A 14,713-nucleotide genomic window follows, 5' to 3' on the forward strand; every position below is an offset into this window, starting at 1 on the left:
TATACGATTTTTGTTACGCTAATTCATTGTTTCGCTATAGATGGGCGAAACCCCAAGACTTTATTCCAGTTAAACAGGTCGCAGATCAGTTTACAGTGAGCTTCTATCTGGTCCCATGTATAACCGTGGATAAAGGGTTCGTAAACCGTAGTCCAAAATGCAGAGAGCAAAATGTGCATTTCTTCTATGGAAATATCCACAAAAGTCAGCCCTCGTCTTTTGGCTTCCAGAAAATACTCATAGGTTTTAGTAGTCATGGTTTCCACAAAATCGTGCTGAAAATTAGCATACCGCGTTCCTCCGGCCCCCGAAATAAGCAACACAAATCCATCATGATGTTCATATAGAAACTGAAACCACGGCAGCATACTTTCGCCCATCTCCCATGCTTTGATAAGCGTATTGTCGGATAAAGTACACGCCTTGGCAGAGCTTCGTTTTTCCACAAAATTGTTAAGCGCCTCAACCGTATCGGCTACCACGGCACAAAATAAGTCTTCCTTTCCCTTATACCGCTTATATAATGCACCGGTGGTAACTCCTGCATCTTCACAGATGACTTTTAAGGAGGCTTTTTCAAAACCATGGGCAAGAAACTCTTCTTTTGCGCTCTCTATGATACGTGGGTCAATGGAACGATCCGGTTTGGACATTGATTTGCTGCACCTCCTTATGCTACTGATAATCCTATTATTGATAACTCGATTATCAGTCTAGCAGGCAGCATACACTTTGTCAAGTACCTTTTATCGGCTATTAGATATACTCTTTAACTTTCAAATAATTATTAAAGCCATGAACTGTAAATATGACTGTTTTTAGATATGGAAAAATACATAATACAATTGTGATTATATATTCATGTATAGTAAAATAGTTTAATTACAGTAACAAAAATCGTATATTTTGAATGGCTTAATATAAGCATTTCCACTATATTAGGCCGTTTACGAAAAATAGTTTTTGTTACTGCCTTAAGGCTGTTTTACCATAAATAAAAATTATATGGCTCCAAACCAAATTTTACCTGATTCTATTCATGAAAACCCTATTCATGATATAATGTGAATAAAGTCAGGCAAAATTAGGTTTTATTCTTGAATCCACTTTTCCCGGGGAAATGGATAAGCAGAGCTTACGGTTATGATATACTAAAATAAGAATTAAGCATAAAACCTATAAATACGAAAAAGAAAGGACCCATAAAAATGAAAATGGTAAAATTATCAGACAGGCTATCCCTTTCTGTACTAGTGCAGGGATTCTGGAGATTAAAAAGCTGGGAAATGACAACAAAAGAATTAACCGATTATATGAATTTATGTATAGAAAAAGGAGTAACTTCCTTCGATACGGCAGAGATTTATTCTGATACTCTTTGTGAGAAGCTTATGGGAGAAGCTTTTGAGCAGGATAAAACAATCAGAAACAAAATACAGCTTATTTCCAAGACAGGTATTTTTGCCGAGGAGATAAACGGCAGAAGGTTTGGATATTATAATACTTCATATGATAGAATCCTGCAGTCCTGTAAAGAAAGTTTACAGCGCCTTAAAACAGATTATCTTGACCTGTATCTTATCCATCGGGAAGACCCTTGTTTTGATCCCTGGGAAACAGCTAGGGCATTAAAAGAATTGAAAAAAGAAGGACTTGTAAAAGAAGTAGGGGTATCCAATTTTGACCCGTTTAAATTTGATGCTCTGAATAAAGCAATGGGCGGCGAACTGGTAACAAACCAGATTGAATGGAACCCCATATGCTTTGAACACTTTAACAGCGGAATGATGGATTATCTTACAGTGAATAAAATTCACCCTATGATCTGGTCTCCGCTTGCAGGCGGAAAGCTCTTTAAAGGTGAAGAAGAACACTGTAAAAAAGCATTGGAAAAATTAAAGGAAATCGCAGGAAGACACGGAGAAGAAGCTGAAACCATTATTTATGCATGGTTAATGTATCATCCTGTTGGCGCGCTTCCTCTTTTAGGCAGCAATAAACCAAAAAGACTTGAACTTGCCTTAAAAGCATTGGACGTAAAATTAAAACATTATGAATGGTATGAAATTTACACCGCAAGCGGCCAGCAGGTATTAAGGTAAAGCGTTCTTCCGTAAGAAAACATAAGATTGGCAGGCCATTCTATAAACGCCAGAGAGAAAGTTTGCCCCTAGGCCCACAATGAACCCTTTATTGGTTTTAACCTAGGCAGCCGCATCAGGCACAGAAAGGCTTTATTGTAGCAAGATCCAATCGTTCGGGGTAACGAAGGATTGGCATAGTTTTACCTTTTCGGAAAAACCGGAGAAATGGAGTATACGTATACCCCATTTCTCCGGTTTTTTTATACTTTTATTCTCTTTTTACCGAAAAGTTATTTTCTCAAAGGAAATATTCCCCGTATTATACACTATGGCAAGCCTTTTGTATAAATACCGATAAAGTCTTTCGCATAAAGTTTATTCTGAACATCCGTTAAATTTGCCGCAACAAGCTGTTACACAAAGAAATATTTGATTTATTCTGTCACCAATCAGAATATAAAAATCTTACTTAGGTTTTTCTGATTCATATAGATTATATAAATAATACTGTGTCAATTCAATAATATACTCAAACTAATCGTTCGCTTATCAGTACAAATTATACTTAATTCCGTAATTATAGAAACCGCCTTACTTTTTTACAGTATTCCATGTATTTTTCGCCGTATATCTTTTTTAGGGATTGTTCCTCAAGCAGGATTTGCCGGTTTAAAAGCCAAATACCAATAAAAACATAAATCAATATTATCCAATTGGGAATAATTAAAAATTCACCTATGAGAATTAATCCGAATGCCGTATATATTGGATTACGGCTGATAGAAAACGCTCCCGTGGTCACAAGCGCCCCAGGGTGATCCTCGTCTAAGCCGACACGAAAACTTTTTCCAAATGAAACCAGAGCATATAGAAACAATAATATACCTATTATGCATACAATCACGCCTATCCAGCCGGCAAATTCATTGTTAAACAATTCAGCTCCTATTTTGGGCAGGCCAAATGTACTTGTCAATACAATATAAAATAACAGCAAAGCAAATGGCGGAATAAGAAAATCCTTTTTATCCATCTCACCAAATCGAAGGGCTTTTATCCCTAGTTTTTTTAATTGAAAAGCCCGCGATAAAACAAGCGTTACAAAGAGAAATAATGTTGCTGCGGCAATATATCTCATCATATGATTTCCTTCCCTTTACGATAAAATAGGCAAATCCCTCCGTCAATTATTTCATTCTTTCAATCGGTTCCTTTAAACAATATTAACAGGTTCGCTTATGAAAGATAAATCAAATTTATTAGGCAGTGCCTGAAAACAGTCAGACTGATAAGAATATTAAATAAACTTTAGTTTATTTAATATTTTACATCAGAAATATAGTCAATTTGCTTTTATTCCGAAGTGAATATTTGGGTTAAGAGGACATAAATAAGAGAAAAGCAGATTGACAATGGTACTGTTTCATATTTAATCAAGTATACATTTTTTAGCTTTAAAGCTTACAAAACATTATTTACAAGAAAACGTGAATTCGGGTGGAATCAGAAAGAAGTCCGAACAGGCGAAGGCTGGATTTTGCAAAGCAAAGTTTCTGAATAGAATGGTCGGCAAGTCCGGCTGTAAGGCATTATGCTCAGGTTTTTACACAGCAAAAATTCTTTTTTCGATAATAAAATCCGCTTTTATGGGAAAAAGCCTAAGCTTTTGACCTTTCGGATACGCCTTAAAGGTTCATTCTGACTAGAGTATCCCTGCCTGTTTTCTAAAGGTTTCCATTCCTGCTTATTATTTCTCTTTTTATAAATCAAAATTTATCAAACACCGATTATGCTCATAATCTGACTGGGTGCCAATTTTAATTATATTTATATTCTTATCAATATAACAAGAAATCCTTGAATAATTTTTTAGTATCAAAAAACCAAGCAGATACCTCTATCAATAACCCAAATCAATCTAGCCTGCTTCTTAAAAACCTTATTTTCCTGTTTCTCCCACAACTTCTCTTTTAAGCCACCTGTCAACCCGATTCCTTTTAAAAACTTCATTTACTGCTATAGCAAAAATAACGCCGATAGCTGTGTCAATCATTCTGCCAAAGGCATAATAGGTAACATGGTCTGCAGGGGTATTAAACAGGATTATACAAAGCACCACTCCGCCGGGCTGAACGGCACCCGGCCACTTAAACGCAACTGATGACCAAACCAAAAGGATAACCCCAAAAAAGATTAAAATAACCTTCAAATAATAATTCCCATTGGGAAAAATTAAACGTTCTACCCAAAATATGCCTATTCCCAGAAGGCCGCCGATAATTGTTCCGATAAGCCTGTTTCCGCCGTTCTTTTTTGAATCCTCAATACTGTTACCCATTCCAAATATAACACCAATACAGGCAAAAGTGGGATTTTCTCCAAACGGAAGATAGAGAAGGGCAAGTATTGCCGTCGCTAAAGCCGTTTTTAAACTCCTTTGCCCAAGGCCTGGTATCACTGCATGCATCGGTTTATGACTGTTCATATTATAAAATTCCTCTACTAATTCTAATTTTAAAAACTATATTTTGTTCGCCTATGTTACTGTACAAATTATAAGTAATGTCTAATTCTATTATACTATCCACTATTACAGTTCTCGAAGGCCTGTACCGGGATATTCTATTGTAATATTGCCTTATCCATCATACCATAACAAGATTTATTTTTCGACATATTCTTTCATAAAAATAAAAGATGCCAAGAATAAAACTCTCCGTGTACGGAAAATTTTATTCTTAGCAGTTTTTTTAGCAGAACCTGAAATCTAAACCTCCGCTTAATGTTTTATAACATTTTATTCTTTGTTGCCGTACTCTTTTTGCCGGAGATGCTTTTTTAAATTTTACGCCCTTTTCATCTCTTGCTAATATAAATCACATACTGTTTATCTTCTCCGTTTCATGATTAAAATCAGCATGAGTATTAAATAGCATACTAGTAATATATCCTTTTGGACCTTGGTATCAATATATTGTTTAACAACCATAAACCATGTAATCATCCAAAAAATCTGATACATCACTAAAGTTCTGAATATGTACAGTTAGTCTTTTCATTTTTCCCACGTGTTCACGCTTCACATTCAGTTCTGGATTAAAGTGAGATATTAATAAGGCTTCCATCTCACAAAGGAAGTTATTAGACTCCCTATATGGAATTATAAATTCTAAAGGAATATACTCTTTATCTTTTGATAGAAATATAATTGTTCCAAAATAAATACGCTTATTAAGCATATTATATTTTGGACTGTGTAATTTTAATGCTGCTAAATGCCCATTAACAAATCTACCCTTTTTAGAATCTGTTTTTCCGACATAAACCAATTTTTCATCTGTATCATCATAAACAGTTATAAAATATATATTATAGCAACATTCTGGTGGTTCTCCTAATTCCTCTAAAATCCATGCCTTTTCTTCATGGTCTAAATCATAGTTATTATCTTCATTTACATCAGCAATCTCACAGGCCCTTTCTATATATTCTTTATTTTTATGCCACGAGTAAAACAAGTTTCCCGTATCAATTGTGTTTGCTAAATATAAATCTACCGCTATATCTAGAGCAATAAATGCGCCCATTTCAAAACAAGGTTTTAAGTTCCCATAAAAGTTAATCGGTGTAACGCTTTCATTACCCTTTACCCAAGGCTTTAATGGCTGAAACTTCATTACATCATTCCTCGCAATCTACACATTGTTTGAAATTCTGCATAATTCGACAACGCACTCCATATGATAACTCCTGGGGAACATATCATGAAATCTAACCTTTTCTATTTCATATCCTGCTTCCGTAAATATTTTAAGGTCTCTTACTAAGGTTACGGGGTTGCAGGAGACGTAGATGATTTTTGGGGAGGAAAAGTCAATTATAGGGCCTATTGCCTTAGGGTGAATGCCTTCTCTCGGAGGGTCAAGGACGATGAGGGAGGGCTTTTTATCAAGTTCGTTAATCTTTTTAAGAACATCTCCGGCGATAAAACGGCAATTGCTTATGCCGTTTAGTTTTGTATTTTCATTGGCGGCGGCAACTGCTTCTTCTATAAGTTCGATACCCATGACCTCTTTTGCCTTAAAGCTCAGAATTTGGCCGATGGTTCCCGTTCCGCAGTAAAGGTCAAAGATGACAGAATTGTCTTCTCCTGCAAATTCTCTTACGGTTTCATAAAGCCTTTCGGCGCCTTGGGAATTTGTCTGAAAAAATGAAAAGGGGCTTATTTTAAATATAAGGCCGTTTATTTTTTCGTAGAAATAATCTCTTCCGTAAATAAGCTTTACATTGTCCGGTCTTATAATGTCTGCAACGCTGTCGTTTTCCGTATGAAGAATGCCTTTGATTTCGCCCGAAAGCTCAAGAGAAAGAAGCATATCTTTAAGGGCTGAAAGATCCTCCGGAAAATTTGGGGCGGTTACAAGATTTATGAGAATTTCCCCTGTGAAAAAACCCTTTCGTATAATTAAATGGCGCAGATGGCCGTCCTTTCTCATACGGTGGTAAAAATTTATGTTTTTATCAGAAAAATAGCCTTTTACGCATTTTACAATGATTCCGTAATCCTCCGGGGCAATTTTACATTGAGAGCCGTTGCTGACTTCATAATAAGAATTTCTTTTTCTCATGCCCAATTCCAAGTTTCCGCCTTTTTCATTGTCTCCGAAGGAGTATTCCATTTTGTTTCTGTAATGGCTTTCTTCTTCTGCAAAAACAAATTCTCTGTCTATGGGAAGGCTGATGCCGCCTTCTGCAAAAAGCTTTAAAAGGGCGTTTTTCTTTATATCTGATTCCTTATTATAAGGAAGAGACTGAAAGGTGCAGCCGCCGCAAATTCCCGACTCTGAGCAAAGAGGCGTTATTTCGTCCTTTGAAGGAGAAGATACATTCATAAGGCTTCCGTAAAGGCTTCTCTTCTTCCTTCCTATAAGGGCCTCAACGACCTGCCCGGGAAGAGCGTTTTTAACCTTTACTTCCCCTTCTTCTATCACCCCTATTCCCATATTGGGGAATTCAAAGTCCGTAATCTCTATTTCTTTTATAAATTTTTTAGCCATAAACGCCTCCAGATTATATTAGGGTAAAATAAAGATTCTTAAAGTCAAAATATGGAACGCTTCCTGCTTTCTCTATTTAATGAGCAAACTTAAAAAACCATACAAGCATACGCTTGTACCTCTTTTTAAGTTCGCGCCCTAATTTGTTTTCAGTTTTGTTAAAGATATTTTGCCATAACATATAATTGTATTTTTAAATTTCATATGATATAATGGTTTTTGGTATAGTTGTGTTTTTAAAGCTTATGTAAAAAATAGGAGTGTTTTAATGAGTATCGAAGTCGGCAGCATCATAGAAGGTAAAGTTGTAAGAATTAAGCCCTTTGGCGCCATTGTATCCATCGGCGACAATCTTCAAGGTCTTGTTCATATATCTCATATTTCCAACAGCTTTGTACAAGATATCAACGAGCATCTTGCCGTTGGAGATATTATAAAGGTCAAGGTTCTTTCCGTTGACGAGGCTAATAATAAAATTGCTTTATCGATCAAAGAGGCTGTTTCTGACAGCAGGAAAAACGATAGCGATTCCGGTGGAAATTACGTTCCAAAAGAAAGAGAACCTCAGGCCCCTAAAGAGCCTCTTGATTCCGTATCCCTTTTTGAAGAAAAGTTCAAAGAATGGGTAAAATCCTCCAATGAGCGTCAAGCAGGAATAAATAAAAGAAACAAAAGAAGATAATTTTCAACAGTCAAAATTTCAGGCTGCCGGCTAAAGTCGGAAGCCTTTTTTCGTTCCTGATGAAAAGGCGTGAACTTAGAAAACAGGGCAACTGTATAATAAAACAAAAACAAAGTACAGTAAATTTCAACTTAAATCAAAGTGAAACAATTTTATTTTATTTGAATGAAAGATTCCACAAGATAACTTGTCTTATTACTGTTTAAAATGAAATTGTCTATAGCTCCAAGAGATAGTTCTCTATAATTTAAAAACACGGCTTTTTTTCGGAAACGATACCTTTTTGAATCATTCCGAATATACCTTTTTGCGGCATTTGTTTTACTATAGTTTAAATACCCTATGAGCTTCGTAAGGAACGGTTTTTATTGGAAAGCAGCCCAAATTTCATTATATAAAGCCTGTAAAGAGAAATAGCTTTATGCCGCTATGGGCATATTTTAAAACTTCTAGAAATCCTTATTTCGTTTTATTCCGCAGCTTTTTGTGAAGGCGGCGGCCAATGTTAATCTTTAAAGACTACTAAGTACAATTTCAACTTACCCTCTCATAATTTCATATTATTTCAAGCTCATGTGCTTATTTTCTTAATCAATAAAGAAATTTCAGCAGCAAGCCAAACTTAATTAGCCCCCTTCATCTTTTCTTTTAATCAGCTTATCAAGCCTCTGCCTAAGACTTTTGCGCCTTTCAGCTTCTAATTGGGCATCTTTTATATATTTCCCGTCGTTTAAGAAAATAATATCGCCTTCTTTTGTGCCTACTTCAAGAAGCTCTATGGGAATTTCTTTAAATTCTCCCGTTTCAATATCCTGACAAAGGGCAAAATTATCATTCAATCTGTCTATTGCGTATTTCAAAACATCACTCCTAATAATTCTCCATATAGTGAATATTCTTTCCATCTGTAAATAGAAGTATGTTGCCGGACATATCCGTTCTTAATATTTTTATATCCTTATCGCTTAATCTTTTTAAAATTTCTTTATGAGGGTGGCCGTAGGAATTGCCTTTTCCGCAGCTGATTACGGCAATTTCCGGATCTACGGCGTCTAAAAACGCCTGAGAAGTGCTTGTTGTGCTTCCATGGTGAGAGACCTTATATACATCTGCCGCAAGACTTATATTGCCTGAAAGCATTTCCTCTTCAGAAACGGTCTCTGCATCTCCTGCAAATAAAAAGCTTCTTTCATCACAGTCAAGCCGAAGACCTATGGAATAATTGTTAAGGCTTTCGTATGCCGCAGAATTCGGGGCAATCACAGTAAAGAGAATTTCACCGTTCCCAAAGGTATCTCCTGTCTGCGGAATCGTAACTTCAACAGCATTATCTTCCAAAGCGGAAATCATATTTTCAAATGTTTTCGTCGTATGAACTACATCAGGCATCATAAAGTTCTTAATTTCGTATTGATCAATAACGTCTTTCATGCCCCCTATATGGTCGCTGTGAGGGTGGGTAGCGATGACGTAATCAAAGGCAGTAATACCAAGGCTGTCGATATATTCTGTTACTCCGCTTCCTGCTTCGCCTGCATCGATTAAGACATTAAAATCCTTCCCCTGTATAATGACAGCGTCCCCCTGCCCTACGTCAACAAAATGCACATAGGCCAAATCCTGAAAGCCTTTCTGCTCAGGAGAAAAATTATAAACGTATACAAAGTGGCCTACCATATAAATAACCAGCATCCACAGCAAAACTGATAATAGCTTTTTCTTTCCTTCGGTTATTTTTCTTTTATTCATGGTCCCCGTCCTTCTTGAAATTATGTTTGTATTCTCGCAGCCTATATGAATCTCTTTATTGTTTCAGCGGTCTTTCCTATACACAGGGTACATTTTTAAACAAGGTTGCTATTTTAAAGCATAATCATTTTTCTTAAGCTTATGTAAACAAACCAGGCTTTTTAAAGTTTAATTACTATATTTAAGCATTTAAATATGATAACAAATTTTTATGGCTTTTTCAATAAAATCAATGATATACAAAAGCAAATCGACTATACCGCAATTTTATATGAATTCAAGTGATGTACGGATTTTATTTCCGTTTCACTTTTATAGTAAATTTCACACAAGGATGCAATAAAAATCTATTTTTCATAAACGGCTTAAACATATGGAATCCCTATGTTTAAGCCATTCATAGCCAACAAAGATTAAAATATCTTTGTTGGCTATAAGAGGGCGTTCGCCTGAAAACACTTTAACAGTTTCCCTGTAAGTGTTTCCAGGTTCACTAAGCATAAAATATACGATTTTTATTACTGTTTCATTTGAAATTTACTATACTCACTTCTTTAAAGTTATCTCTTGAACTTATGGAAATAAAAAAGGGCCGCCTTTGGGACAGTCCTTTTCGTAATATTAATTGCAGTTTGCCTTTGCAGCATCAACAAGCTTTGTAAAAGCAGCAGCGTCTGTAACAGCTAAATCAGCAAGCATTTTTCTGTTTATATCAATTCCTGCTTTTCTAAGGCCTGACATCATTCTTGAATAAGAAATGCCGTTTGACCTTGCAGCAGCGTTGATTCTTGTAATCCAAAGCTTTCTGTAATCTCTTTTTGTCTGCTTACGTCCCGCAAAAGAGCTTGCAAGGGCTCTCATAACAGACTGTTTTGCTACTCTATATTGTTTGCTCCTGGCTCCACGATAGCCTTTCGCTAATTTTAATACTTTTTTATGTCTCTTTTTGGCGTTAAGGCCGCCCTTAATTCTTGCCATTTTAAAAGTCCTCCTTTAGTTTATAGCTTTCTACCAAATTTATTGAGCATATGCTCCTAATAAAATTCTATTCCCGAAACTGCCTGTCCTTAATTTGAGGGGCAATAGTACATAAGGGAATATTTCATATAAGTCAGGCTAAAAGCCCGGCCGCAAATCTTAATGATTTTAGTTGTCAAGGTAAGGAAGCATTCTCTTAACCTGTTTTTCGCTAGCTGTACTAACAAGAGTAGGTTTTCTAAGGTTCCTTTTTCTCTTAGGACTTTTCTTAGTAAGAATATGAGTTTTGTTTGTTTTGAACTTTCTTATTTTTCCAGTGCCCGTACCTTTAAAGCGTTTGGCAGCGGCTCTGTTTGTTTTTAATTTAGGCATTGAAATTTCCTCCTTATTAAACTCTATAATACACTATGGGGACTATGCCCAGAATGCTTGAAACCTTTAATATTTAAAACCGGGCGCAGGCTTAAATGTCTCCTACTTGAGGGGGCTTTATCAGCCCTTTCGACTAGCTGTTTTTAGGAGCCAAAAACATGGCCATGCTGCGGCCTTCCATTTTAGGTGCCTTTTCAACTACGCCATATTCGCTTACAGCCTCGGCAAAGTTATCGAATATTTTAAAAGCAACCTCTGTGTGACCAAGCTCTCTGCCTCTAAACCGTACGCTCACCTTAACCTTATCGCCATCTTGAAGGAATTCCTTAGCCTTCTTAATTTTTACGTTGATATCGTGCGTATCTGTATTGGGTGAAAGTCTAAGCTCTTTTATGGAAATAACCTTCTGCTTTTTACGGGCTTCCTTTTCTCTTTTCTGCTGGTCAAAGCGGTGCTTGCCGTAGTCCATTATTTTGCAGACCGGCGGCTTCGCATTAGGGGAAATTTTAACAAGATCAAGCTTTTTTTCGTCGGCTATTCTCTGGGCCTCTTTAACCGGAACAATACCTAACTGCTCTCCGTCTACGTCAATCAGCCTTACTTCTTTGTCCCTAATTTGTTCATTAATCATTAATTCTGTAATCTTCGTACACCTCCTGAATAAAAATTCAAATTCTATAATAATAAAAAATGGACGCAAAGAGCGCCCACTAATAATCAAAAATTATTAACCCTAAGCCTTCGGCAAAAAGGTGAGAAGTGGCCTTCTTCTTCATACCAAATGATAATAACACATACTCTCATTATATGTCAAGTGTTTTCATATTGATTTTTATTGAAACTATGTAAAGGCCTGAGCTTAAATCCTTTTTCTTTAACCCTGTTGAATATGCTAAGGCTTATTATATTAAATGCCGTCTAAGGAAACAATTTATTATCAGAGCAAGACATTTAATGCCAGGCAGAGATAAAAATGATAGTTAGCTTATAAATTGTTTTTAAGCAGGCGTCTCCATGTTTTTTGACTATTGCATGCTCTATGGCTTATTTTTAAACCTATTTGCTTTCTTGCAGCATACAGCCAATACATAAAGGCATTTATTAAATAGTAATTCCGCCAAGTTTAAGAATCTTTGCAAAGTTTTTACGCTCCTCCTCATTCATATTTTCGAGCATAACAGAAATCATTAAATTTCTCTCCTCGTCCGTTATTTTGTTTCCTGAACTGAAAAGCTCTTTATAGGAAGATATTATTTTTATGATTTCCTGCATACTTTTCCCTTTGGATTTTTCGGATATTTCCTTAATGGCTGCAAGCTTTTCCGGCTCTATGGTTTTAAATTCTTCTTTTTGAGTTAATTTATCAAAATCCAATTTTTTCTCCTCCTCTAATAAACCCTGCTCTTTCCATGGCATCTTTAAGCTCTACAAATCTTAAAAGGTTATCTACGATGTAAGCGCTTTCATTATTGACAAGAGGTCTTACGGATATAAGAACCTCTTTGTGCCATTCATCTCCTGCCTTTTTCTTTATTACTTCTGTATAGGCAAGGTATTTATCCATGACTTTCTGCATTTCTATAAGCTTTACAAGAGTGGCCATGCAGTTTTGATAGGGCTGGTCCAAATAAGGAATCGACTTCTTTATATTATTTAAGGCCGGAAAGTCTATCTTGTCGTCAAAAGCCGGATAGGAATGCTTAGCCTCAACCTTTTTATAAGGTTCCCCAGATTTTAATATATTTACCACGTCCATAAAGGCAGCCATTTTTTCAAAATCCATATTTGTCCCTTGATTCTCGCTAGGACCCCCGTTTACATCTTTTAAAATTCCGTATATAGCCTGTGCTTTTTCAAGCATACCAATAAAATCATCCATATTTTTCACTGATCCTTTTCTATATACTGTTATAGTGAAACAAGTTAATTACAGTAACAAAACCCTATATTTTATGCTTAGTAAACCCAAAACACCTATATTCAAATAAATGTAAAATCGTAGTGTTGTAAATTTGCTTTTCCTTGATTTTATGCCTTCTTCCAGCCCGTTACTTACTGCGGAAGAAAAGTAAATTTACTATACAGCGGAGCCAGGCGAACGTTTCTTTATAGCCAATAATTGTTGACTATGAATGGCCTATAGTAAATTTCAAATGAAACAATAATAAAAATCGTATATTTTGAATGGCTTAAACATAAGAATTTTATATGTTAAGCCGTTTATGAAAAATAGATTTTTATTACATCCGTGTGTGAAATTTACTATAATAAGCGCTTCTATTATATTTAAGCCATTTATAAAAAGTAGGCTTTTCTTACTGTCTTAATCTTGTTTTACTTTAAAACCACTACTCTATATATATGACAGTCGTAAAAAAATATAACAAAAAATGCCGCTGTAAGCGGCATCTTTCATTGTACAACTGTGTATTATTTATTGTTTAAAAGGTCGAATTCCTTAATAAGGCCATCTACAGAACTGATTCCTTCAGGAAGAAGGAAGGGTTCGTCATCAATAACCAAAGTAGGGATTCCTATCGTCTGCTGTTTTTTAATTTCTTCATATTTAGGGTTGCTGTCTCTTATGGCAAGAAATTTCTTAAGGTGAGCCATGCCCGAAGTAATATCCACATAACCGAAACGGATTTCCTTCTCCGTAAGATAATCCTTTACAGGCACACAATCTGCACATAAGGGACTTCCATAAAGAATAACTTTTTTCATATTTTTACCTCCCTGTGATTTTTCTTTTGTCTTAAAAAGAAAATATTATAGCTGAATTTAAATAAATAATAGCATTGTCAATTTACTTTTCCCTAATTTGATAAGGAAAACTTATTAAAATTAAAAATCAAAGGCAATTTTAAATTTTAATATGTATACCCGTCTCAATCCAAATGTTCCTTCGGCATAAAAGCAAATTGGCTATAATCCTTTAGCTCAAGATACAGTGTTTTCTGAAAAGCCTATACTTTAAGCCTTATAAAGGAGATTTCCCGCTTATTTAAATTAATTTTAACTATTTTGCAAAGCTTTTAAACTCTGCCCCTTCATCTTGAAACTATATTCGTATATCTGAATAAACGAAATAAGAGGGCATAATAACACCTTGTTTGCTTTTATCTAAGGGCAGCTTCTTATGCAAAAGATGATATTCTAAGCGAGTCTGAAAAATAATTCAGTTTTCAATATATTACGCTTATAATTATATATCATTTGTGAAAGGCCGTCAATTACGCCCCTAGGCTTAAAAGAAAAAGCAGGTCCGGCGAAAAGTTCTCCTTCTGCCGTCCCTGCCTTTTCTTTTATTAAGGATCTAATTCGTTTCGCACATTCCCATCTGAAAACCGCCGCCTTGCATCATCATCAAAAGGAGCAGCATCATAAAGGAGCTGTCCATGCTTCCGCCCTGCATCATCATCATGAGCAAAAGCATCATCATCATGTTGTTTCCTCCAAATCCGGGCATATAAAATCCTCCTTAATATTAAATAGGCTTTACTACCCCTGAAAATAAAACTGGAAATATTTTCAGTTCGGTATACTTACATTCTATGAGCACCATAGTAAAAAATTGACAAATTAGAAAAAATTTTATATCCCCGCAGCCGCAAGGCTTTGCACTATAAGGCTTAATGCCTTTCTGTGTCAAATCTCGTATTTTTTTCATATGATATATTCAGGAAAGATGAAACACATTCCTTAAAGCACATTTTAAAACCATCGATTAATGTTTTTCAAGCTAAGTATTGATGTTTCAAAATATGCTTCGAAGTATGTTTTAAACCCGT

16 protein-coding genes are annotated in these 14,713 nt (G+C 35.6%); 2 read left to right on the forward strand and 14 right to left on the reverse strand.

Features of this window, described 5'->3' with window-relative positions; translation table 11 throughout:
* Positions 1-23: 23 nt before the first annotated feature.
* Positions 24-653, reverse strand: a complete 630-nt coding sequence (locus tag NBX03_RS14830) for a TetR/AcrR family transcriptional regulator (protein WP_250228547.1) — start codon at positions 651-653, stop codon at positions 24-26.
* Positions 654-1,208: 555 nt separating this feature from the next.
* Here NBX03_RS14830 and NBX03_RS14835 point away from each other — a divergent pair.
* A complete protein-coding gene (locus NBX03_RS14835) occupies positions 1,209-2,102 on the forward strand; it encodes an aldo/keto reductase (protein WP_250228548.1) in 894 nt (297 codons plus the stop codon).
* Positions 2,103-2,661: 559 nt separating this feature from the next.
* Here NBX03_RS14835 and NBX03_RS14840 read toward each other — a convergent pair.
* The 4 genes from NBX03_RS14840 to rlmD form a co-directional block, all read right to left on the reverse strand.
* A complete protein-coding gene (locus NBX03_RS14840) occupies positions 2,662-3,225 on the reverse strand; it encodes a methyltransferase family protein (protein WP_250228549.1) in 564 nt (187 codons plus the stop codon).
* Between the two features lie 798 nt (positions 3,226-4,023).
* Positions 4,024-4,569, reverse strand: a complete 546-nt coding sequence (locus tag NBX03_RS14845) for an FUSC family protein (protein WP_250228550.1) — start codon at positions 4,567-4,569, stop codon at positions 4,024-4,026.
* A gap of 493 nt (positions 4,570-5,062) precedes the next feature.
* Positions 5,063-5,761 carry a hypothetical protein gene (locus tag NBX03_RS14850; protein WP_250228551.1) on the reverse strand — a complete coding sequence of 233 codons (699 nt, stop codon included), beginning with the start codon at positions 5,759-5,761 and terminating at the stop codon, positions 5,063-5,065.
* Positions 5,762-5,779: 18 nt separating this feature from the next.
* Positions 5,780-7,141 (reverse strand): 23S rRNA (uracil(1939)-C(5))-methyltransferase RlmD, encoded by a 1,362-nt coding sequence (gene rlmD / locus NBX03_RS14855; RefSeq protein WP_250228552.1) that lies wholly within the window; start codon positions 7,139-7,141, stop codon positions 5,780-5,782.
* 268 nt (positions 7,142-7,409) lie between these two features.
* On the opposite strand from rlmD, the gene NBX03_RS14860 reads away from it, so the two are divergent.
* Positions 7,410-7,823 carry a S1 RNA-binding domain-containing protein gene (locus NBX03_RS14860; protein WP_250228553.1) on the forward strand — a complete coding sequence of 138 codons (414 nt, stop codon included), beginning with the start codon at positions 7,410-7,412 and terminating at the stop codon, positions 7,821-7,823.
* Between the two features lie 626 nt (positions 7,824-8,449).
* Here the strand turns inward: NBX03_RS14860 and NBX03_RS14865 are convergent.
* From NBX03_RS14865 to NBX03_RS14905, 9 genes are all read right to left on the reverse strand, one after another.
* Positions 8,450-8,683, reverse strand: coding sequence for a DUF3006 domain-containing protein (locus NBX03_RS14865; protein WP_250228554.1), 234 nt, complete (start codon positions 8,681-8,683; stop codon positions 8,450-8,452).
* 10 nt (positions 8,684-8,693) lie between these two features.
* Positions 8,694-9,572, reverse strand: a complete 879-nt coding sequence (locus NBX03_RS14870) for a ComEC/Rec2 family competence protein (protein WP_250228555.1) — start codon at positions 9,570-9,572, stop codon at positions 8,694-8,696.
* A gap of 621 nt (positions 9,573-10,193) precedes the next feature.
* The gene (rplT, locus tag NBX03_RS14875) at positions 10,194-10,550 is read right to left on the reverse strand and encodes a 50S ribosomal protein L20 (RefSeq protein WP_250228556.1); all 357 of its coding nucleotides are present in this window, start codon (positions 10,548-10,550) and stop codon (positions 10,194-10,196) included.
* Between the two features lie 168 nt (positions 10,551-10,718).
* Positions 10,719-10,922, reverse strand: a complete 204-nt coding sequence (gene rpmI / locus NBX03_RS14880; protein WP_250228557.1) for a 50S ribosomal protein L35 — start codon at positions 10,920-10,922, stop codon at positions 10,719-10,721.
* A 133-nt stretch (positions 10,923-11,055) separates the two neighbouring features.
* Positions 11,056-11,553: a translation initiation factor IF-3 gene (gene infC / locus NBX03_RS14885; protein WP_250228558.1), complete on the reverse strand. Its 498-nt coding sequence runs from the start codon at positions 11,551-11,553 to the stop codon at positions 11,056-11,058.
* 470 nt (positions 11,554-12,023) lie between these two features.
* A complete protein-coding gene (locus NBX03_RS14890) occupies positions 12,024-12,296 on the reverse strand; it encodes a hypothetical protein (protein WP_250228559.1) in 273 nt (90 codons plus the stop codon).
* A complete protein-coding gene (locus NBX03_RS14895) occupies positions 12,286-12,801 on the reverse strand; it encodes a hypothetical protein (protein WP_250228560.1) in 516 nt (171 codons plus the stop codon). The genes NBX03_RS14890 and NBX03_RS14895 overlap by 11 nt, the downstream gene beginning before the upstream one ends.
* 551 nt (positions 12,802-13,352) lie before the next feature.
* Positions 13,353-13,646, reverse strand: coding sequence for a glutaredoxin domain-containing protein (locus NBX03_RS14900; RefSeq protein WP_250228561.1), 294 nt, complete (start codon positions 13,644-13,646; stop codon positions 13,353-13,355).
* A 592-nt stretch (positions 13,647-14,238) separates the two neighbouring features.
* Positions 14,239-14,391: a hypothetical protein gene (locus tag NBX03_RS14905; RefSeq protein WP_250228562.1), complete on the reverse strand. Its 153-nt coding sequence runs from the start codon at positions 14,389-14,391 to the stop codon at positions 14,239-14,241.
* Positions 14,392-14,713 lie beyond the last annotated feature (322 nt).

The organism is Anaeropeptidivorans aminofermentans, from assembly GCF_940670685.1.
GTDB classification, from domain to species: Bacteria; Bacillota; Clostridia; order Lachnospirales; family UBA5962; genus Anaeropeptidivorans; species Anaeropeptidivorans aminofermentans.

Bases quoted from the DNA above. Each gene is read 5' to 3' on its own strand.
- NBX03_RS14830 (WP_250228547.1), bottom strand. From the start codon at position 653: ATGTCCAAACCGGATCGTTCCATTGACCCACGTATCATAGAGAGCGCA.
- NBX03_RS14835 (WP_250228548.1), top strand. From the start codon at position 1,209: ATGAAAATGGTAAAATTATCAGACAGGCTATCCCTTTCTGTACTAGTG.
- NBX03_RS14840 (WP_250228549.1), bottom strand. From the start codon at position 3,225: ATGATGAGATATATTGCCGCAGCAACATTATTTCTCTTTGTAACGCTT.
- NBX03_RS14845 (WP_250228550.1), bottom strand. From the start codon at position 4,569: ATGAACAGTCATAAACCGATGCATGCAGTGATACCAGGCCTTGGGCAA.
- NBX03_RS14850 (WP_250228551.1), bottom strand. From the start codon at position 5,761: ATGAAGTTTCAGCCATTAAAGCCTTGGGTAAAGGGTAATGAAAGCGTT.
- rlmD (WP_250228552.1), bottom strand. From the start codon at position 7,141: ATGGCTAAAAAATTTATAAAAGAAATAGAGATTACGGACTTTGAATTC.
- NBX03_RS14860 (WP_250228553.1), top strand. From the start codon at position 7,410: ATGAGTATCGAAGTCGGCAGCATCATAGAAGGTAAAGTTGTAAGAATT.
- NBX03_RS14870 (WP_250228555.1), bottom strand. From the start codon at position 9,572: ATGAATAAAAGAAAAATAACCGAAGGAAAGAAAAAGCTATTATCAGTT.
- rplT (WP_250228556.1), bottom strand. From the start codon at position 10,550: ATGGCAAGAATTAAGGGCGGCCTTAACGCCAAAAAGAGACATAAAAAA.
- rpmI (WP_250228557.1), bottom strand. From the start codon at position 10,922: ATGCCTAAATTAAAAACAAACAGAGCCGCTGCCAAACGCTTTAAAGGT.
- infC (WP_250228558.1), bottom strand. From the start codon at position 11,553: ATGATTAATGAACAAATTAGGGACAAAGAAGTAAGGCTGATTGACGTA.
- NBX03_RS14895 (WP_250228560.1), bottom strand. From the start codon at position 12,801: ATGGATGATTTTATTGGTATGCTTGAAAAAGCACAGGCTATATACGGA.
- NBX03_RS14900 (WP_250228561.1), bottom strand. From the start codon at position 13,646: ATGAAAAAAGTTATTCTTTATGGAAGTCCCTTATGTGCAGATTGTGTG.
- NBX03_RS14905 (WP_250228562.1), bottom strand. From the start codon at position 14,391: ATGCCCGGATTTGGAGGAAACAACATGATGATGATGCTTTTGCTCATG.